Raw genomic sequence first — 19,314 nt, 5'->3', positions numbered from 1 at the left:
CATAAAATAGATCATAGAAAATCATCACAATCATAAAAATCCGTGTTCTTTTTCAATCATGAAACCCAATCAATTCAAGGCTCTTCAGAAGACTTTTAACGGCTTGCTTTTAACTGAAATTGGCTTTGCCGTTGTTGTATTGTCAATTGTTTTGATTGCCAAAAAGACAATCAGCCAAAACGTTCAGCTAGATCGTGCTTTGCAGCTGATTGCGTTGTTGTTTGCAATTGCAAGTTGTTTAATTGGATTTCGCCTTTATAAGAAAAGAGTGCTGGAGCTAAGAGCAGGCAATCTTTCCGCGCAGGAAAAAATGGATGGATTTAAAAAAGCATCGGTTGTATTTTGGAGGCTGATCAATATACCTGCCTTGTTCTGCGGCATCTGCTATGTGATCACGGGCAACTTTGCATTCATGGCGCTGTATGCATTTCTGTTATTTGCTTTCGGGGCACAAAATCCGTTCAAGAGTAAAGTCGCCCTTTTGTTGAATTTAAGTGCGAGTGATATTGCGGCGTTGGATGGAAGCGGAGGAGAGAGGTACGCAGATGACGCTGATTAAACAGATTTGCGCTGATTTTGTGCTATCGTCTTAATAAAAACAAACCCCCAGGATTATAAAATCTTGGGGGTTTGTTTTTATATTGAAACTTATCTGCGTTAATCAGTTTAATCAGCGTCATCTGCGTGGTCACTTGGATCCCAGAATTTCTTCTTGAAATCTACCACTCTATTGTTTTCTACTTTCACGCCTTCTTTTTCAAGTAGTTGTTGCATGCGTTCGGGAGGAGAGAAGTGATGCATGCCGGTAAGATCGCCGTTTCTGTTAACCACACGATGTGCCGGTACTTTGGGCTTTATAAGGCCGGCGCCGTTCATGGCATAACCTACAAGCCGTGATGATGTTTTGGCGCCAAGGCTCGCCGCAATGGCTCCGTAAGATGTTACGCGGCCCTTTGGTATTTGCCTGACCACATCGAAGACTTGCTGGAAGAAATTATCATCCTTTCTTCCGGAAGGTTGAACGGTTGATAACTTAGTTAACGGCGATGGTTTCTTGTTGCTGGCGCTCATGATTACGTTGTTCTAAAAGTTCCTGACGTTTTGGTTCAGGCACATTTTCATAATCGTATGGGCAGTGCCTGCAACCGTTGCCACAGCAATGTCCTCGTTCCAGATGATATTTCTCGGTTAGTACTATAAAGCCTTGATCGTTGTAATAAAAATCAAGACCTTCAATTAGCTTCTTCTTCATTTGCTCTTACACGTTCAAGTAATTGTTTGTCAATGTTGGATAGAGGTTGTAATGGCAATTGAAATCGAATATAATGAATACGGTTGCTTTGTGCAATATCTAGTTTTTCATAGTGCGTTTTTATCTGCAGCTCCTCTTTTACATTTTCCTTAGCGTACACATCATCATCCTTTTCAAGTAATGTAAGACCATACATCTCAATAACCAATAAAGTGAACCTATATAGAACGGGAGAATCGGTTTTTAAGTGTATGATGCCACCAGGTTTTAACACTTGTTGATAAAGTCTTAGAAAATTCGGGTGCGTAAGCCTCTTCTTGGCTCTCGAAATACGCAATTGCGGATCGGGGAAAGTGATCCATATTTCGCTTACTTCACCATGAGCGAAGTAGTTGTTTATCTTGTCAATATGAGTGCGTAGAAAGGCCGCATTTGTATATCCCTGCTCAATGCATTTTTTTGCACCGATGTAAATTCTGTTGCCTTTCAGGTCAACACCTATCAAATTATGATTTGGATATAAAGCGGAAAGCCCCACTACATACTCGCCTTTACCACAGGCTAATTCCAGTGTTAGAGGATTATCATTTTTGAAGAAATCACTCCATTTACCTTGCATTCCCTCGGGGTATTGTAATACATTAGGGAAGGATTTTATTGCTTCGAACCGCATCAACTTTTTCTGGCCCATAAGGGCGCAAAATTAGGAAAAGTTGGCGGATTTGACTGAGCAGGATTTTATGATTGAATGATTCGGTTGGTTGCGATGGCTTTTGGGCGCAATAAAAAAGCTTTTGCAGCGTCAGAAAGAGTTTCATAAACTACAGGTTAAGGGGTACATAAAGTGCTTATTGAAGGTAAGCTTATTTTTTACATCACGAAAAACCCCGCAAACTGTTATTTCTGTTTGCGGGGTTTTTCAAAAACTGGTTATTCAACCAATTTTACAGGCTCTTCAGACCTTTGAGTTGTTGCGCATCTGTTGCCTCAATCACGCTTATCGCGTAACCGCCTCCTGGAGCGCAATATTGGCTCAGTTTTGATTTATTGGTTACAATCACCTTGCGTATTGTATAAGCCTGCGGATTGGTTTTATAATGCGCATTTTTTGCATCGGCGTATATGGTTGCGATATATTTTTTTTCCGCATCTAAATAATCGAAAGAAATGTTTGATGTACGGCCGTTTTCATCACAAGTGCTTCCAATGAACCAATTGTTAGATCCTTTGGCTTTACGTGTAAAAGTGAGGTAATCACCAGGCTCGGCTTCCAATACTTTTGAATCATCCCAATCAACGGCAACATCTTTAATGAATTGGAAAGCATCCAAAAATCTGTTATAGTTTTCAGGAAGGTCTGCCGCCATTTGCAACGGGCTGTACATGGTTACGTAGAGTGCCAACTGGCGCGCAAGTGTGCTGTTGACATGTGAATGATTGGAAGGACTAAGTTTGCTAAGATCCATTTCAAAAATGCCCGGTGTGTAATCCATTGGCCCGCCCATCAATCTTGTAAACGGAAGGATGGTCGTATGATCCGGATTGTTGCCGCCGAAAGATTCATATTCCGTTCCACGTGCAGACTCATTGCCAATAAGGTTTGGGTAGGTTCTGCACAGACCTGTTGGGTGAACCGCTTCATGTGCATTCACCATGATTTTATATTTTGCTGCTTGTGTGATGGCATACAAATAATGGTTGTTGATCCACTGCCCATAGTGGTGTTCTCCGCGTGGAATGATATCGCCTACATAGCCACTCTTTACAGCATTGTATCCATTTGCCACCATGAATTTATAAGCAGTGTCCATAAAGCGCTCATAGTTTCTTACAGAGCTTGACGTTTCATGATGCATAATAATTTTAATGCCTTTGCTCGCTGCATAGCGATGAAGCTCCTGCACATCAAAATCGGGATACGGCGTAACGAAATCAAAAACAAAATCCTTCGTTTTGCCGAACCAGTCTTCCCAGCCTACGTTCCAGCCTTCTACCAGTACTGCATCAAAACCGTGTTTTGCGGCAAAATCAATATACTCTTTCACATGTTGGGTGTTAGCGCCATGTTTGCGATTTGGTTTTGCGTTTGCAAAATCTGTCACACCTAGTTTTACACTTTCCAGATCTGTATACGACCATGTGCTTTTGCCAGTGATCATTTCCCACCAAACACCAACATATTTAACAGGCTTGATCCAATCTGTGCTGGCATATTTTGTTGGATCGTTAAGATTCAAAATAAGTTTTGATTCAAGGATATCGCCAGCTTTATCACTCACCACAATTGTGCGCCATGGCGAGAGACAAGGTGTTTGCATGTAACCCTTATCGCCCCTGGCATCGGGGGTTAAGAAAGATTCAAGGACAAAATTCTTATCATCAAGATTAAGGCTCAAAGCGGCATAATCTATCAACGCTGCTTCATGAATATTAATGTATAGTCCATCCTTGCTTTTAAGCATTAATGGTGTTTGTAAGCCGGTAGGAGAAAAAGTTGTTTGTGAAGCGTTGCCGGTAACGGCCTCCTTCATTTTGCCTCGTACTTCGGAGAGGTTAGAAGTTACGGTGCTGTATTCTTGTGTATCAAAATCACCGGGAAGCCAGAACGATTTGGCATCGCCGCTTAGAGCGAATTGTGTTTTTTCTTCTTTAATAACAAAGTAATTCAGATTTTTTTGCAAAGGAAATTCATAACGGAAGCCGAGGCCATCATTGAACAATCTGAATCTAACAACAATATATCTTTCTGTTGCGGCTTGTGTAAGTGTTACTGCCAGTTCATTGTAATTGTTGCGAATGTTTTTTACTTCGCCCCAAACCGGCTGCCAGGTTTCATCGAATTGTTTTGTCTCTGTTTTGGTAATTGCAAAGCCACCCGTCAGGTCGTTCGTATTGACATTTTGCGTGCCTTCACCGGCATTTTCAAAACTAATCTTCTTGTCTTCTTTTAACTGCAGACCAAGTTTACTTTCCTTTAAAGCAATTTTGTTTTTGTATTGGAGAGAATAAACGGGCATCCCATTTTTTATGGCAAAATCCAATTGTAAATTCCCGTTTGGCGACTTAATGGATTGCGCTTCGATCGCTGTAACAAAGGTTACAAACCAGATAACTACGAACAACAGTTTTCTCATGATAATGATTTAATAGTCCAAAACTTAAACAACAAAATTAAATAAACCGTGGTAAGGTTTGAGAAATGATTATCAGGTCGTTTTATGAAGTTTTGCAGAAGGCTGTCGTACCATCTTCGTATATTTATCTCTCCATTTTGCAAACCAAATAATAGCTGCTGAAAGGCTTGATATGCTGATAGATAAATTTGGAAGAAATATTAATTATTTGAGAATCGCCGTTACCGATCGTTGTAATCTGCGTTGTAATTACTGTATGCCCGAAAATCAGCATTTCGTAGAGCGTGAGCAATTATTAACTTATGAAGAAATCATCCGCCTTGTTGCATTGTTAAGTGAACACGGCATCAGCAAAGTACGTGTAACAGGTGGTGAGCCTTTCGTACGTAAAGACATTTCTTCCTTATTGAAAAACCTGGGAAGTATAGAAAATATAAAGCAGGTATCAATCACCACGAATGGCGTCCTCACTTTCTCGCACATTGCGGATCTTATAGCTGCAGGGATAAAAAACGTGAACCTCAGTCTCGATACACTTAAACGCGATAAGTTCCTGCAACTAACTCACCGGGGCGACTTTCTGAAAGTACTCAATTCATTTCACGCTTTACTAGCCAACGATTTCAACGTAAAACTGAATATGGTCGTAATGGGCAGCAATATTAATGAAATATTGGATTTTGTGGAGCTTACGAAAGCGTTACCAGTAAGTGTGAGGTTTATTGAAGAAATGCCTTTCAATGGCCAGGGCCATGCGTATTCCGGGCTTGAGTGGAACTATACCAAAATTCTCTCCCATATTGAAACAAAATACAAGCTTTACAAAGAACAAGATCCAGCCAATGCCATAGCGGTCCACTATAAGCCGGAAGGTCATATGGGTAGCATAGCAGTTATTCCTGCCTTTTCACGCACTTTATGCGGCTCCTGCAACAGGTTAAGAATTACCGCTACAGGGGGCGTGCGCACTTGCCTTTATGGGAATGAAGTTTTGAACGTAAGAGATTTAATGCGCAATGGCGTTGACGATGTACGTTTGCTGGAAGAAATTCAAAACGCCGTCTATAACAAACCGATGGATGGCTTTACCGCTGCAGCTTCTGCAAAAGCGAAAGTACCAGAAAGCATGTCGTTGATAGGGGGGTAGTGCAAGGAATTAGAAATTAGGTGTTAGGAGTTAGGAATTAGAATAGAGTGAATGTTTAATTGAGTAGCATGCTTCCTCAACTAGTTCCTAATTTCTAACTCAATGTCGTTTAGTTAAGGTGTTAATGCACTACGGGCAATATGCTCCGTTTCAGCTGAGTTCTATTGATATTATTTCCCTCGGGGAAATGTACTATTGCCCGTAGGGCATTTATATCAATAGAAAACGTAACAATAAGTACACTTTGTCCGTAGGACATTAATGTAGCAAAACTTGAAGCCTAACTAAAAGACATTGAATTTCTAACTTCTAAATTTCTGCAATAAAAAAACCCTTCCGTTTGGGAAGGGCTACTACTTTGTAGACACAAAGCGGTCCTAAATTAAACATGAGAAAAAGCAGCTGTAGGGGGAGGACTCGAACCTCCACGGGGACGTTAGCTGTAGCACAAAGTTTTAGTGGTCAACCCCGGTCGGCCATACGCGTGGTATCGTCGGCTCTATGCTATGTTTATCCGTGCTTCCCCACCCCCGAGACAAGAGGGTATGTCTGCCAAAAATTTCATCACCCCACAATATTTACCAAAGAATACAATAGATTTGCAATTTTTAAATAAAATTCAAATATTGGAATAGTTTCTTTGATATTTTAATGAGCTGTAGGAGAAGGACTCGAACCTCCACGAGGCAATTAGTCTAGCTGAAAGCGTTGATTTGTCTTGTTTTCCTCACCCCCGAGACAAGAGGGCATGTCTGCCGAAAATTTCATCATCCCACAGTGTGTTAAAGAACTTTCTGATGCAATATTAAATAAAAACCTCGATTTGATGTATAATATTTAATAAAAAATTTGAAACTTTAGAGAAAATGTAATTATATTTGTAATAATTTGATATTATCTAATAAACATGTAGAAAATGGCAACTAAATTAAATCTTGATAAACTGGATTATCAGATAATCCAGGAGATGATGGAAAACGCGGAAATATCATACGCAGACTTGGGAAAAAAGTTTTTTGTGTCCGCAGGTACAATACACGTGCGCATCAAAAAATTACAGGAAGCTGGCGTAGTTAAAGGTACAAAATTGAATGTTGATTTGAAACAGTTAGGTTATGATGTGATTGCATTCATTGGTGTGTATCTTGAAAAAAGTTCTTTGTACGACATCGTTGCAGAAGAACTTCGTAAGATCCCACAGATTGTTCGTTTGAATTACACGACGGGTAATTACTCTATGTTTGGTGAAGTAGTCTGTAAAGACATTACAGAGCTTCGACAAATTCTTCACGACGATCTTCAAAAAATTAAAGGCATAGAAAGAACAGAAACATTTATCTCTCTTGATGAAAGCTTTGGCAGAAATGTACAGGTGTATAAGACTAAATAGTTAATAACCTTTTACATTTTTCTGCATGCTATATTAACACGATTGCATTGCGAAAAAAGTAAATGGCCGACGATATGTCGGCCATTTTGTATTTAAAGGAATGGCACACAGATGACACGGATTAGACGGATTTGCACTGATTTTTTTCGAATTCTCAAACTACTCCTTGGCAACTCGAGGTGTAGCTTTTTAACGGTTGTTCAAATTATTAACGAAAAATCCGTGTAAATCTGGCTAATCCGTGTCATCTGTGTGCTCACTACTTCACATTCAACGCATCTCTTAATCCATTTCCCAATAAATTAAATGCCAGCACCAGCAGCATAATAGCAAAGCCCGGAGCAAGCGCCAGCATTGGATTGTGGGTGATAATGAAGTTGTAGTTTTCTTTGATCATCAATCCCCAGCTTGGCTGTGGTGGTTGCACACCAACGCCGAGAAAGCTTAAGCCCGCTTCGATAACTATTGCAGATGCAAAATTTGATGCAGCGACAACTAAAATTGGTCCCCAGATATTTGGTAAAATGTGTTTGAAAATGATGCGCATGTTGGTAAAGCCCAAGGCTCTTCCTGCTTCCACATATTCCAGTTCGCGAACACTCATTACCTGCCCGCGCACCATACGTGCCACATTGATCCACATCGTTAACCCAACTGCAATAAATACTTGCCAAAATCCTTTTCCCAAAAGCAATGTGATCGCAAACACAAGCAAAAGCGTGGGAATGCTCCAAAGCACGTTCACAAACCACATTACAATATCGTCTACCCATCCACGATAGTATCCGGCAATAGCTCCGGCAATGATGCCTATCGAAAGTGAAATGATCACGGCGATGAAACCTACGCCAAGGCTTACGCGTAGGCCAATGATCAGTCGGCTCAAAATGTCTCGGCCGAATTTGTCTGTACCAAGCGTGAATTTTTTCTTCACGAAGTTCGATTCGATGGGCTGCTGTAAAGCATTTTTCGCAACGGATATATTCTCCGATACGCCCTCGTCTATGTATTTTTTATATACAATGCTATCTGAATGTTCTGTGTAAGAAACTATCGGAACATAATCGACATTATCCTCTTTGCCAAAGAAAAACCGATCGAGAATGTTTTTCCTTTCAATATATCGATGATTATTAAGGAGAATAAACTTTTGAGTGAAACCCGGCTGTCGTCCGGCAATTTCGACTACCATTCTGTTGGCGTAAGGTGAGCTGTCTGGTGCAATTGCGTATGCAAAAATGGCAATAACTATAGATGCCCCGATGATAAACAATCCAAAAACAGCGCCTTTGTTTTTGCGCAGTTTTTTCCATGCCAGGTTTTGTAAAGAGTCATTTGCGGACATGAATTCAAGATAGGCAAAATAATAAATGAATTATTGAATCATTGAATAATTGATGAAAGTGATGCGACGATCTCAATTATTCAATGATTATTTTTACTTCACTACTCTTCCTTTCCATTCGTATTTACCAAACTTGCCAAGAAAGCCCGCAATTACCGTGTACACAATGTGTATAGGCTGAAGAGGAAGAAAATAATACATCAACTTATTCAGCGAAAAGAAATTTGCAATACGGCTGACAAACGCATATTCGATAATTGTTTTAGTTAGGATCAAAAATATAAAATAGGAGAAGAATGCAATATTGCAAACCGTGTACACGAGTGTAAGCAGCAAAAACAAGTTTAGAAAGTAAACCAGAAACAGCACTTTGGTGATACGTTTGTCGTCGTACTTATCAGCCTTACTTGCCCATCTTATGCGTTGATTGAAAAACTCTTTCCAGGAGGTTGCAGGTTGCGTGGATACAATGGCTTCCCGTGATTTTAGAAAAAAGAATTTATCCGGATAGCGTGTTACGATCTTATGCATAAGCAGCATGTCATCTCCACTTGCAATATTGTCCACGTTCTTAAAGCCATTTACTTCGTAAAACGCACTCTTTAAATAAGCGAGATTTGCGCCGTTGCACATTGAGTGAAATCTTCGATGAATTGATGCCCCTGTAATGCCTTGAAGAATTAAAAAGTCGAGTGATTGAAAGTAGGAAAGCAAGCCTGTTTTTAAAATGATTTTCACCGGCGCCGCAATCAATACCGCTTGTGTCTTTTCCTGATAGGCAGCAATACTACGCAACCAATTTTTATCGGCGAAGCAATCTGCATCTGTCGTCAGGATCAGGTAGCCGGAGGATTTAGAAATGCCGATTTCAATTGCCTTTTTTTTATAAGAGTTCAAACCGGCTTCTACATAATCAACAAGATTTATAAGTTTTACGTTTTGAGTGGAATAACCACTTACAATACGTTCTGTGTTATCAGTTGAATGATCATTTATTACGATTACTTCAAAAAGTTCTTTGGGATAGTTTTGCCCAACAATCGATTCAAGGCACCAGCCAATATTTTGCTCTTCATTTCTCGCCGGAACAATGACTGATATTTTTATGGAAGGTGTAGCATTCTCCACATCGGCTTCGCTGAAAGAAGAAAGCGTTCTCCAGCCCTTATCATAAAAAGCAATGAGAAAAGCATACAGTATTAGCAAAGCAAGACTTGCAAAAAACAAAATCATGTAACAAATGTAAGCGCAATTAGGAATTAAGAATTAGGAATTAAGAATTCTCCGGGTGTTGTATTGCTTATTTTATTCTAAAATCAAACGTTGACAGTTTTTAGTCTTGGCATTTTGTCGGCTAGCATCACAGAAAGCATTCTTAATTGTAAAGCTGCGCTGTCAACGCCTCCATATATTGTTCTCGCAGCAAATGATGCCCCGAGTTGATAACGGTTAGTTTACATAAATGTCCCATCGATTGACAAAAAGCAGTAGCATGCCTTTGCAAAATGAGATGATCAAATTTGCCAAATACAAGCCTTATGGGTGTTTGGCTATCGGTGGCAGATTGTATGATCTTGTCGAAATCTGGTCGGGACTTTCTGAAGCACGTCCAGCGGGCATATAATTGCTCTGCCAGCTCTTTGTCTTCCAGGTAATGTCTCGCCAGTTTTAATACACTGAGGTTGATGAGTCTGAACGTATACAGGAGTTTCGCTAGCTGTAGTATCCACGCTGGATGATGAATGGTAAATCGAAACAATCTGTTTCCTAAAAATGTTTGCGTAGCCAGCCAATACCAAAAGTTGTTGGTGAAACCATCAGGGGCCAACAAAATAAGCTTGTCGATTTTCTGCGGCATATGTTCGAATAAGGAAAGTGCAATTCTTCCCCCCATGCTATAACCGAGTAGAACGACCCTTGTGGCGGATATTTTTTCCTGTTGTAAAATGCGATCAATTATTTCTTCCCAATCCTGGCTGCCAATGCCAGCTGTTGCGGCCTCTTTCCAATTCGTTTTTCCGTGAAATGGCATGTCAATGCAAATGGACGTATAGTCATTAGCGAGAGGTTTGCAAAAAATGTCGAATGTATCGGCATCTTCGTCATATCCGTGCAGGCAAACCAGTATTTTTTTACCGCTGCCGCTGGCTGTGTAGTTAATTTGAGATGACTGGTAAGATACGGTTGGCAAGATTCGAGTTTTGAGTTCTAAGTTATGAGTTCTAAGTTATAAGTTGTGAGTGTGTAACACCATGACATTTGTTAACTGGTAGTAACTTAGTAATATTACCCAAAACTCATTACCTGATTTCAATTTCTCCCTATTTCCCTATTACTTTGCACAATGGCAGGATTATACAGAAATAAGATTATCATTATTACGGCTCCGTCTGGCGCGGGTAAAACCTCTATCACGCATTATTTGCTTCACAAATATCCTCAGCTGTCATTTTCAATATCGGCTGCAACACGTAGTGCGCGAGGCCTGGAAAAAAATGGTGTTGATTACTATTTCCTGAAGCTCGAAGATTTCCAGCACAAGATTCGCCAGAATGAATTTGTAGAGTGGGAAATGGTGTATGAAGGCAAGTATTACGGCACACTTAAAAGCGAGCTGGAGCGTATTTGGGCCAATGATCAGATACCAATGTTGGATATAGACGTAAAGGGTGCCATTCATGTGCAGCAACAGTATCCTCAAACTTCGCTATCTCTTTTTATAGAACCACCCGGAGTGACGGAGCTTAGACGCCGCCTTGAAAGTCGCGGCACAGAAACGGAAGAAAGCTTGCAGGCAAGAGTAAACAAAGCTTCTTATGAAATTTCATTCAAACATCATTTTAACCATGTGATTCTGAATGACAAATTGGAAAAAGCTTGTCACGAGGCCGCCGGCATCATCGAAAAATTCCTCGAAATACGATAATATAACCAGACAAAGTTTATTTTTTATTACATTCGTAATGCATGATTAACCTGTACACCTTTATCTGGATCATTGTATCAATTTTACTCACTGGTTTTTTTGTGGGTATTAATATTGCCTTTGTAAATCTTAACAGGCTTTCTGTTGAGCTTAGAAAGAAGCAAGGGAAAATAAGTGGGAAAATAATCTCTGCTTATTTTGAACATCCCGTTCAGTTTATTGGCGCTACGCTCATTGGTCTTAACATCTCCCTTGTTGTATATGGTGTATTAATTGGGGAAATGCTTGATCCCTGGTGGAACATGCTCATCATTAAAGAACATATCCCGGGCAACTATGTCAACTTCGTAAGATTGCTCTGCGAAACCTTAGTGTCAACGGCTATCATTGTCCTTTTAGGAAGCTTTCTTCCTTATGCAATATGGAGATCAAAAAATGAAATGTTGCTGAGCGGCTTCGTCGCGAGGATTGTTCAGTTTTTCTATTCTTTGTTGAGTCCGTTGGTAAATTTCTTCATTTATATTTCTGAGTGGATTTTAAAATATCTCTTCAACATACGTGTTGATGAGCGTAAAGAAGCGTTTGTGCGTGCGGATCTTGATTACTTCTTTCTCCACAATGGCGAACAGGATGTAGAATCTGCCGACCTCAATACAGAGCTTTTTGAAAATGCGTTGTCGCTGCCAAACATTAAAGTGCGTCAATGTTTGGTGCCGCGTAAAGAGATTGAGGGTGTTGAGAGTAAAATAACCATTGAAGAGTTGAAAAAGAAATTCATATCAACCAAGCTGAGCAAGCTTGTCGTATATGAAGAAAATATAGATCATATTGTCGGATACGTGCATCAGTTGGATCTTTTTAAAAGGCCACCGGACATCAAATCCATATTACACCCGATACCCGCCGTTCCGCAGAGTATGAGTGTAAGCGATCTCATTAACAAATTTACACTGGATAGAAAAAGTATTGCCTGGGTAGTAGATGAATTTGGCGGCACTGCAGGCATTGTTACCATGGAAGATCTGCTGGAAGAAATATTCGGTGATATTCGCGATGAGTATGACACAGAAGAATTTGAAGAAAAGAAACTGAGCGATGAAGAATATATTCTGTCGGGCAGATTGGAACTTGACTATCTCAACGAAAAATATGGGCTTGAATTTCCCGGAGAAGAATCCGAAACGCTTTCCGGCTATATTATTCAGCAACATGAAACCATTCCTAAAACCAAGGATAGGATTATCATAGGGAACTACGAATTCGATATCATGTCTGTAAGTGACACCCGCATAGAGATGGTTAAAATGAAAGTTTTAAATAGTTGAAAAGAATTGAAAATGGAAAATTGAAAGTTGAAAATGAACGACTTATCGTTGGGTTTTTAATTTCCAACTTTCAATTTTCAACTTTCAATTTATTCATTAACATCTCATTTTCAACTTTCAACTCTCAACTCTCAATTTTCAACTACTTTTGCCCGGCTTTCTGAAAACTTATGGCACTTAACTTTTTAAATAGGAATAATAACAGCAATAATGCGGAAATGTCGTTCATTGACCACATTGAAGCATTACGTGGGCATCTGTTTCGTGCACTACTTGCTGTTCTTGTAGGCTCTGTAATTGCGTATTGGAAAATGGATTTCTTTTTCGACCAGATCATCATGGGTCCGGCACATAAGGAATTCATTACCTATCGCTGGCTTTGCGAAACCAGTCATGCCCTTCACATGGGTAATGCTATGTGCCTTGAGGATATCAACATAAAGCTCATTAGTACAGAAATGAGCAGCCAGTTTTTGATGAGCTTTACCATTGCATTTGTTATCGGCTTTGTGTTGGCATTTCCCTTCATTTTCTGGGAGTTCTGGCGATTTGTAAAACCGGCACTTACAGAAAAAGAAGTGAGCAAAACAAGAGGCGTTGTGTTTTGGGTTTCACTACTTTTCTTTCTCGGTATAGCTTTTGGTTATTACTTAATGGCGCCATACAGTGTGAACTTTTTTGCCGCGTATACCTTGAGCCCGCTGATTCAGAATACGTTCATGATCAGCGATTACATTGATAATATTGTATCGCTTGTACTGGGTTGTGGCATTGTGTTTCAGCTTCCATTGGTTGTATATTTCCTGGCGAAGGTTGGTATCGTTACTCCAACATTCCTGCGCACCTACCGAAAATATGCAGTTGTTGTAATTTTGCTGATTGCAGCAGTAATTACTCCTCCTGATATTGTGAGTATGACGATTGCTTCATTGCCACTGCTTCTATTGTATGAAATAAGTATCTGGATCGCGGGGCGTGTAGTAAAAGAGAAAAAGAAAAAAGAAGCCGAGGAGTGGGGATAAGAGGATGGTTGTGAGTAATGGGTATTGAGTTATGAGTTTGAGGAGTTTCAAATTTTAAATCTAAAATTTCAAATTGCTTATGTCATTTAATTTATCACTTCCAATAGCAATCGGCTGCGACCATGCCGGTTATGAATACAAAGCAGCGCTTGTAAAGTGGCTGGAAGAAAAAGGATATTCCGTTAAAAATTTCGGTACAGATTCTCTGGATTCTGTCGACTATCCTGACTTCGCACATCCTACTGCGAGCAGCGTAGAGAACGGCGAAACTGCCTTTGGCATTTTGCTATGTGGCAGCGCAAACGGTGTTGCGATCACTGCTAACAAACATCAAAACATTCGTGCGGGACTATGTTGGGAAAATGAAGTGGCAAGCCTGGTGCGCAAACACAACAATGCGAACATGATTTGCATTCCTGCAAGATTTGTATCACTTGATCAGGCAAAAGAAATGATCGAAACATTTATTAATACTGAATTTGAAGGCGGCAGACATGCTAACCGGGTGGGAAAAATTGCGTGTGCTTAAATAGATTCGAGATAAATAGAAGGCCTGATAGATTTTGAAGTCTATCAGGCTTTTTTGTGTCTATATTTTATGCGTAAAAATTAAAGAATAAAACGGAAGCCCATACCGATGTTACTCAGAAAGCCGTTGTTGGTAAACGATGTTCCAATAGAAAAGTTGTGACCTTTCAGTTTTTTGTCTGTTTCTTCATACGTTGTATTTGTAGCTGTGTAGTTCGCATATACCAGATTATTCAGGGACAACTCCAAATACATTTTTTTGAAAAGCTTATAGGCAATACCTGGCGCAATGGAAACGTTGCCGCCATTCTGCACCTGTTTATTGGTATTTAATTTATTAACAGTGTAATCGTATTTCTGGGTGGAATAAAAATAGCCGGCATTTGCCTGAGTAAAGAAATAAAAGTCTTTCGCCAGTTTTTTATAATCTCTATAAAAGAAACCGACATTGTATGTGTTACTTTTTACACTGCTGGTATCAAAGTTGGCTACTGTACCTTCTGAATTTTGCTTTGAAGAATTAAATCCAAGAGTAAATCCGATGACTTTGTTTTCGTTAATTGCTTTTCCAAGGGATACAGAGAAACCTCCCCCAGTGTACGCGTTGTTTGAATAGCTGGAACTGTTTTTTGAGTCTCCAAATCCGACATCCCCACCCAGTAGAAAAGCACCTTTGTTAATTTGTGCATTTGCGGAAATAGCGAGAATAATTGCGAGGCAACAGCATAGAATTTTTGTCATAGAATTTATTTTTTAAAAGTTTGCGAAAATAATTTTCATCACCCATCCCATGAACAAAAGTTTATGAATGGTATGATGAGAATCTATGACCACCGGAAAATAATTAGTGCTGCGTTCAAGTTGTTAAGATAACGCCAATGTGTAGTTGTAGTGGCTTTGGAGCGATTGGAATTAAATCGAAAAATATTTTGAAAAGGTATTAATGCTTATGAAGCACCGGAGAAATTAGGTATTTGTACGTTTTATAATGAACAAGATATTCTGAGTCCAGTTTTCAATTTCGTCATAGTGTAAATACAATGTTGTAAGCTTGTGTTATCTTGTTTTTATAATCTGGTTAATCTTATAATGATTCCGGTTTCCATTATTTGAACAAGTTGTTTCAATTTCCCCTAACTCAATATAAACAGCAATTGGAGTACTATTGTTATATCCAATTTTCTGACCAATAATATTATCAGAAGACATTATTGTATCATTGCCAATTTTAATTGTCCATCCCCAACAGCATTGACATTTATCCGTACTAGGCCCCAGTACTTTTGCATTGCTCTTTAATTTATCAAGATCTGCAATAGTCAATTTTACTTTACCACTGTCCCGTGAATTTGTCTGTATATTTGGATACGGAGTTAACTCTACTAGTGAAATATATAAATTATCAATTGTAGTGTCTGTCTGAAAACTTGAAAGAGTATTTAGCTTTATTACGTGTTTTGTCTGATCTTTTGTAATACCAAGTTTAACAACTGCGTTTCCTGCCCAAAAACAAGTCGCACCAATTGGACACCTTGAGTCATTTAATACTGAGTCAAAACAAACAGAAGTCCTATCAAGTAATTCCTTACAATCTCCAGCTTTTAATTCAAAGGTATTTAGAGCGGTTGCCGTACCCGTTTTGTCATCATTCTTTTTGCATGAAAATAAAAAGAAAAATATTAGACAATAGAAAACTGTTTTTTTCATATCATCACTTTTATTTGCTGACAATAAAACTGACTGAACCGTTGCACCTTACGCATTTCCCTCTATGCCTCCACCCACTTTGCCAGCGCCTTTACCCACAAAGGATTTACATTCAAACAAGGAATCATCGTAAAGGACTCGCCGCCTGCTTCCATGAAGATTTCTTTACCACCCATAGCAATCTCTTCCAATGTTTCAAGACAGTCACTTACAAAGGCCGGGCAAAGAACCAGAATTTTTTTAATGCCCTCTTTTGGCAACTCAGCCAAGCGCACTGCAGTGTAAGGTTTTAGCCATTCGCTTCTACCCAGTCTCGATTGAAAAGAAAGACTGAATTTATCTTTTGGCAAACCTAATTTTTCCGCCACCAACTGCGTAGTTCGCGTACACTGATGTCTGTAACATTGTGTGTGTGCAGGAGAATCTACATTGCAGCAATCTGCCACTTTAAGGCAGTGTTGACCTGTGATGTCACCTTTTAAAATGTGTCTTTCCGGCACGCCGTGATAGCTGAACAAAACGTGATCATATTCTTGTTGCAGGAAAGGCTTCATGCTTTCTGCAAGTGCATTGATATAATCTTCGTTGTTATAGTAAGGAGGAATGATAGTAAGCTTGAAAGGATATTTATGTTTTGCGTGAACCTCCTTTGCATACTCAACAGCTGTTTCATAACTGCTCATAGCATAATGCGGGTACAAAGGCACTGCCACTACTTCTTCAATGTCTGGCATTTGTTTAAGCAAACTATCAAACGCAGTTTTAGGAGAAGGATTGCCATAGCGCATTGCAATTTCAACAGGTTCGTCCACTTGCTCCTGCAAAGCTTCCTGCAAATGTTTGCTGATTACGATCAGCGGTGAACCTTCTTTTGTCCAAACTGTTTGATAAGCATGAGCAGATTTTGCGGCCCTGAAAGGAACGATCATTCCACGCACCAGTAGTAGCCTTAACAGGTAAGGACTGTCGATCACTCTTTCATCCATCAAAAATTCGTTCAGGTATTTCTTTACATCTTTAACCTCAGTAGAGTCCGGAGAACCCAAATTCATTAGAACAATGCCGCGTTTAGTTGTTGCATTCATAGATTGCAAAATTAGAATCGCTTTTTCAGTTACCTAACAATTGTAGAAATATTATTTCGCAAATTAGGTATTAGGAACTTTAAAAATATGACGAGCAATTCATACACGGAAAACTTCAATTAGTACACGCAGGCTGCATTCTGATTAAAATCATCTTTTAAAATGACACTTCAATGACACGATAATTCTGCATTTCGGGCACCCGCTGTTAATTTTGTCCTAACGTTCCTCTAAAGAATAAACTGTTCCCATGCAGGCACAAAGCACCAAAAGTATATCGGATTTTTATGTAATTGGCATCAATTACCGCAAAACAGATGCGGCGATTCGTGGCAATTTTGCAGTTAATGCCGATCAATACTCCGAAATCCTTACAAAGGCAGGCGATTTTGCACTAGACGAGTTATTTGTTCTTTCCACTTGCAACAGAACTGAAATGTATGGTTTTGCTGGATGTGCCGATCAGATGATCGCTCTGTTGTGTACCGTTACCGCTGGAGACATCAGTACTTTTAAAGATCTTGCTTACATTAAAAATGGTCAGGAAGCTGTTGAGCACGTTTACAGTGTAGCTGCCGGTCTGGATTCGCAAATTTTAGGCGACTACGAAATTGTTGGTCAGCTGAAAAATGCGGTGAAACATGCCCGCGAGAAAGGTTTTATCGGCTCTTTCCTGGAAAGAGTGGTAAACTCAGCGTTGCAGGCTTCCAAATGCATCAAGAATCAAACACAAATAAGCGGCGGTACTGTTTCCGTATCATTCGCCGCTATCCAATACATCAAGGAATTTTATCAATCAATTCTTGGTAAAAAGATATTGTTGCTTGGTACAGGCAAAATAGGCAGAAACACCTGCAAAAACCTGATCGATTATCTGGATACACAGGACATTACACTGATCAACAGAACACAGGAAAAAGCTGATATACTTGCAAAAGAATTGGGATTAACTTCTGCACCTTTAACTGAGTTGAAAGAAAATATTGAGGCGGCTGAAATTATTTTGGTAGCAACCAATTCCCCTAAGCCAACTATCTTAAAGTCACATCTTGAAAATACAGGTGATAAACTGATCATCGATCTTTCTATCCCTTACAATGTTGAAGCAACCGCTGCTGAATTAGAAAACGTTCAACTGGTGAATGTTGATGAACTTTCGAAACTGAAAGATGAAACCCTTCAAAAAAGAGAAGCGGAAGTGCCAAGAGCGAAAACGATCATCGCAGAACACATTGAAGAGCTTATGGAATGGTATGCGTTGAGAAAACATGTTCCTTTCCTGAAATCTTTGAAAACAAGATTGAAATCCATTCATTCATGCAATCTTTATCTGCAGGCGGCACATGGCTACATCCCGGCGGAAACAGAGGATGATAGAATTCAAAAAGTTATCAACGGAATGGCTTTGAAAATGCGCCAGCAAAATCAATACGGTTGTCAGTACCTCGAAGCACTTAACGATTATATGGAATACAGCAAGGCTAACTAAAATATCATGCAGAGAACATTACGAATCGGAACAAGGGAAAGTCAGTTAGCAGTTTGGCAGGCTACACAAGTGCAGCAATTACTACAGCAAAACGGTTACACCGCAGAACTGGTTTACATAAAAAGTGAAGGCGATATTGATCTTCAAACTCCACTGTACGCAATGGGTGTTCAGGGCGTTTTTACAAGAAGCCTCGACATTGCATTACTCGGCAAGAAGATAGACATAGCGGTTCACTCCATGAAGGATGTGCCTACGCAATTGCCTGAAGGCATTGTGCAATCGGCCGTTTTAAAACGAGCCTCTTACAAAGATCTGCTGGTGCACAAAGGAGATTTTGATACAAAAATTTCCGATCCACAATCACAAATACTCATCGCAACGAGCAGCATTCGCAGAAAAGCGCAGTGGCTGCATCGTTATCCAACTCATACAATTGAAAACCTTCGCGGAAACGTAAATACGCGTTTGCAAAAAGTGGCCGACAGCAACTGGACCGGCGCTATTTTTGCAGCGGCAGGTTTGGAAAGAATCAATCTTCGCCCGGAAAATTCATTTGAACTCGACTGGATGCTTCCAGCACCTGCACAAGGTGCCATCATGGTAGTTTGTCGCAACAATGACAAAGAATCATGGGAGGCTTGCAGAAATTTTAATGACGAAGACGCCGCACTGTGTGTGAAGATTGAAAGAGATTTCCTGAAAACTTTAATGGGTGGATGTTCCACTCCAATCAGTGCATTGGCGCAAATTGAAAACGGCAAAGTTGTTTTCAAAGGAAATATCGTTGCCACTGACGGAAGCGCCAAAGTAGAAGTGGAAAAGCAAGCAACTGTTGATAGTGCTGCCGACCTTGGCGTAACTGCTGCCGAAGAGATTTTGAAAAACGGAGCAGCAGACATCGTTGCAAAAATGAAAGTGAACTAGTTGTCAATAGCACGCATGTTTGAATTAGCATTAGAAA

At 39.8% G+C, this 19,314-nt stretch carries 19 protein-coding genes; 9 read left to right on the top strand and 10 right to left on the bottom strand.

Features of this window, described 5'->3' with window-relative positions; all coding sequences use genetic code 11:
* Nucleotides 1–58 precede the first annotated feature (58 nt).
* Nucleotides 59–559 carry a hypothetical protein gene (locus QJ048_RS02770; protein WP_282332803.1) on the top strand — a complete coding sequence of 167 codons (501 nt, stop codon included), beginning with the start codon at nt 59–61 and terminating at the stop codon, nt 557–559.
* Between the two features lie 107 nt (nt 560–666).
* Here the strand turns inward: QJ048_RS02770 and QJ048_RS02765 are convergent, their stop codons facing one another.
* The 4 genes from QJ048_RS02765 to QJ048_RS02750 form a co-directional block, all read right to left on the bottom strand.
* Entirely contained in the window at nt 667–1,071 is a 405-nt protein-coding gene (locus QJ048_RS02765) for an MGMT family protein (RefSeq protein ID WP_282332802.1), read from the bottom strand.
* A complete protein-coding gene (locus QJ048_RS02760; RefSeq protein WP_282332801.1) occupies nt 1,034–1,252 on the bottom strand; it encodes a C1orf53 family protein in 219 nt (72 codons plus the stop codon). The genes QJ048_RS02765 and QJ048_RS02760 overlap by 38 nt, the downstream gene beginning before the upstream one ends.
* Nucleotides 1,233–1,943, bottom strand: a complete 711-nt coding sequence (gene trmB, locus QJ048_RS02755) for a tRNA (guanosine(46)-N7)-methyltransferase TrmB (protein ID WP_282332800.1) — start codon at nt 1,941–1,943, stop codon at nt 1,233–1,235. The genes QJ048_RS02760 and trmB overlap by 20 nt, the downstream gene beginning before the upstream one ends.
* A 253-nt stretch (nt 1,944–2,196) precedes the next feature.
* Entirely contained in the window at nt 2,197–4,386 is a 2,190-nt protein-coding gene (locus QJ048_RS02750; protein ID WP_282332799.1) for a glycoside hydrolase family 97 protein, read from the bottom strand.
* 172 nt (nt 4,387–4,558) lie between these two features.
* Here QJ048_RS02750 and moaA point away from each other — a divergent pair, with 172 nt between their 5' ends.
* Both moaA and QJ048_RS02740 read left to right on the top strand, forming a co-directional pair.
* Nucleotides 4,559–5,533 carry a GTP 3',8-cyclase MoaA gene (gene moaA, locus QJ048_RS02745; RefSeq protein WP_282332798.1) on the top strand — a complete coding sequence of 325 codons (975 nt, stop codon included), beginning with the start codon at nt 4,559–4,561 and terminating at the stop codon, nt 5,531–5,533.
* Nucleotides 5,534–6,449: 916 nt separating this feature from the next.
* Nucleotides 6,450–6,923, top strand: coding sequence for an Lrp/AsnC ligand binding domain-containing protein (locus tag QJ048_RS02740; RefSeq protein WP_217791459.1), 474 nt, complete (start codon nt 6,450–6,452; stop codon nt 6,921–6,923).
* Nucleotides 6,924–7,182: 259 nt separating this feature from the next.
* Here QJ048_RS02740 and QJ048_RS02735 read toward each other — a convergent pair whose 3' ends face one another.
* The 3 genes from QJ048_RS02735 to QJ048_RS02725 form a co-directional block, all read right to left on the bottom strand.
* Nucleotides 7,183–8,268, bottom strand: a complete 1,086-nt coding sequence (locus QJ048_RS02735; RefSeq protein ID WP_282332797.1) for an ABC transporter permease — start codon at nt 8,266–8,268, stop codon at nt 7,183–7,185.
* A 93-nt stretch (nt 8,269–8,361) separates the two neighbouring features.
* Nucleotides 8,362–9,501 carry a glycosyltransferase gene (locus QJ048_RS02730; RefSeq protein WP_282332796.1) on the bottom strand — a complete coding sequence of 380 codons (1,140 nt, stop codon included), beginning with the start codon at nt 9,499–9,501 and terminating at the stop codon, nt 8,362–8,364.
* A gap of 142 nt (nt 9,502–9,643) precedes the next feature.
* Nucleotides 9,644–10,459, bottom strand: coding sequence for an alpha/beta fold hydrolase (locus QJ048_RS02725; protein ID WP_282332795.1), 816 nt, complete (start codon nt 10,457–10,459; stop codon nt 9,644–9,646).
* Between the two features lie 153 nt (nt 10,460–10,612).
* Between QJ048_RS02725 and gmk the strand changes: the two genes are divergently transcribed.
* From gmk to rpiB, 4 genes are all read left to right on the top strand, one after another.
* Nucleotides 10,613–11,194, top strand: a complete 582-nt coding sequence (gene gmk / locus QJ048_RS02720; protein ID WP_282332794.1) for a guanylate kinase — start codon at nt 10,613–10,615, stop codon at nt 11,192–11,194.
* Between the two features lie 41 nt (nt 11,195–11,235).
* Nucleotides 11,236–12,519 (top strand): hemolysin family protein, encoded by a 1,284-nt coding sequence (locus QJ048_RS02715; RefSeq protein WP_282332793.1) that lies wholly within the window; start codon nt 11,236–11,238, stop codon nt 12,517–12,519.
* A 170-nt stretch (nt 12,520–12,689) separates the two neighbouring features.
* Nucleotides 12,690–13,541, top strand: coding sequence for a twin-arginine translocase subunit TatC (gene tatC, locus QJ048_RS02710; RefSeq protein WP_282332792.1), 852 nt, complete (start codon nt 12,690–12,692; stop codon nt 13,539–13,541).
* 79 nt (nt 13,542–13,620) lie between these two features.
* A complete protein-coding gene (gene rpiB / locus QJ048_RS02705) occupies nt 13,621–14,070 on the top strand; it encodes a ribose 5-phosphate isomerase B (protein ID WP_282332791.1) in 450 nt (149 codons plus the stop codon).
* Between the two features lie 80 nt (nt 14,071–14,150).
* Here rpiB and QJ048_RS02700 read toward each other — a convergent pair whose 3' ends face one another.
* The 3 genes from QJ048_RS02700 to hemH form a co-directional block, all read right to left on the bottom strand.
* Complete coding sequence (locus QJ048_RS02700) at nt 14,151–14,810, bottom strand: outer membrane beta-barrel protein (RefSeq protein WP_282332790.1); 660 nt, start codon at nt 14,808–14,810, stop codon at nt 14,151–14,153.
* Nucleotides 14,811–15,125: 315 nt separating this feature from the next.
* Nucleotides 15,126–15,776 carry a hypothetical protein gene (locus QJ048_RS02695; RefSeq protein ID WP_282332789.1) on the bottom strand — a complete coding sequence of 217 codons (651 nt, stop codon included), beginning with the start codon at nt 15,774–15,776 and terminating at the stop codon, nt 15,126–15,128.
* Nucleotides 15,777–15,838: 62 nt separating this feature from the next.
* A complete protein-coding gene (gene hemH, locus QJ048_RS02690; RefSeq protein WP_282332788.1) occupies nt 15,839–16,861 on the bottom strand; it encodes a ferrochelatase in 1,023 nt (340 codons plus the stop codon).
* Nucleotides 16,862–17,111: 250 nt separating this feature from the next.
* Between hemH and hemA the strand changes: the two genes are divergently transcribed.
* Both hemA and hemC read left to right on the top strand, forming a co-directional pair.
* A complete protein-coding gene (gene hemA, locus QJ048_RS02685; RefSeq protein WP_282332787.1) occupies nt 17,112–18,350 on the top strand; it encodes a glutamyl-tRNA reductase in 1,239 nt (412 codons plus the stop codon).
* 6 nt (nt 18,351–18,356) lie between these two features.
* Entirely contained in the window at nt 18,357–19,277 is a 921-nt protein-coding gene (gene hemC / locus QJ048_RS02680) for a hydroxymethylbilane synthase (RefSeq protein WP_282332786.1), read from the top strand.
* The last annotated feature ends 37 nt before the right edge of the window (nt 19,278–19,314 follow it).

Origin of the sequence: Pinibacter soli, from assembly GCF_029961145.1 — a bacterium.
Classification (GTDB): Bacteria; Bacteroidota; Bacteroidia; order Chitinophagales; family Chitinophagaceae; genus Pinibacter; species Pinibacter soli.
Note: the sequence above shows the minus strand (reverse complement) of the source record. Positions and strands in the feature narration are given on the sequence as shown.

What these genes read in the sequence shown, in the direction of transcription:
- QJ048_RS02770 (WP_282332803.1), top strand. Translation starts at nt 59, where the DNA reads ATGAAACCCAATCAATTCAAGGCTCTTCAGAAGACTTTTAACGGCTTG.
- QJ048_RS02765 (WP_282332802.1), bottom strand. Translation starts at nt 1,071, where the DNA reads ATGAGCGCCAGCAACAAGAAACCATCGCCGTTAACTAAGTTATCAACC.
- QJ048_RS02760 (WP_282332801.1), bottom strand. Translation starts at nt 1,252, where the DNA reads ATGAAGAAGAAGCTAATTGAAGGTCTTGATTTTTATTACAACGATCAA.
- trmB (WP_282332800.1), bottom strand. Translation starts at nt 1,943, where the DNA reads ATGGGCCAGAAAAAGTTGATGCGGTTCGAAGCAATAAAATCCTTCCCT.
- QJ048_RS02750 (WP_282332799.1), bottom strand. Translation starts at nt 4,386, where the DNA reads ATGAGAAAACTGTTGTTCGTAGTTATCTGGTTTGTAACCTTTGTTACA.
- moaA (WP_282332798.1), top strand. Translation starts at nt 4,559, where the DNA reads ATGCTGATAGATAAATTTGGAAGAAATATTAATTATTTGAGAATCGCC.
- QJ048_RS02740 (WP_217791459.1), top strand. Translation starts at nt 6,450, where the DNA reads ATGGCAACTAAATTAAATCTTGATAAACTGGATTATCAGATAATCCAG.
- QJ048_RS02735 (WP_282332797.1), bottom strand. Translation starts at nt 8,268, where the DNA reads ATGTCCGCAAATGACTCTTTACAAAACCTGGCATGGAAAAAACTGCGC.
- QJ048_RS02730 (WP_282332796.1), bottom strand. Translation starts at nt 9,501, where the DNA reads ATGATTTTGTTTTTTGCAAGTCTTGCTTTGCTAATACTGTATGCTTTT.
- gmk (WP_282332794.1), top strand. Translation starts at nt 10,613, where the DNA reads ATGGCAGGATTATACAGAAATAAGATTATCATTATTACGGCTCCGTCT.
- QJ048_RS02715 (WP_282332793.1), top strand. Translation starts at nt 11,236, where the DNA reads ATGATTAACCTGTACACCTTTATCTGGATCATTGTATCAATTTTACTC.
- tatC (WP_282332792.1), top strand. Translation starts at nt 12,690, where the DNA reads ATGGCACTTAACTTTTTAAATAGGAATAATAACAGCAATAATGCGGAA.
- rpiB (WP_282332791.1), top strand. Translation starts at nt 13,621, where the DNA reads ATGTCATTTAATTTATCACTTCCAATAGCAATCGGCTGCGACCATGCC.
- QJ048_RS02700 (WP_282332790.1), bottom strand. Translation starts at nt 14,810, where the DNA reads ATGACAAAAATTCTATGCTGTTGCCTCGCAATTATTCTCGCTATTTCC.
- QJ048_RS02695 (WP_282332789.1), bottom strand. Translation starts at nt 15,776, where the DNA reads ATGAAAAAAACAGTTTTCTATTGTCTAATATTTTTCTTTTTATTTTCA.
- hemH (WP_282332788.1), bottom strand. Translation starts at nt 16,861, where the DNA reads ATGAATGCAACAACTAAACGCGGCATTGTTCTAATGAATTTGGGTTCT.
- hemA (WP_282332787.1), top strand. Translation starts at nt 17,112, where the DNA reads ATGCAGGCACAAAGCACCAAAAGTATATCGGATTTTTATGTAATTGGC.
- hemC (WP_282332786.1), top strand. Translation starts at nt 18,357, where the DNA reads ATGCAGAGAACATTACGAATCGGAACAAGGGAAAGTCAGTTAGCAGTT.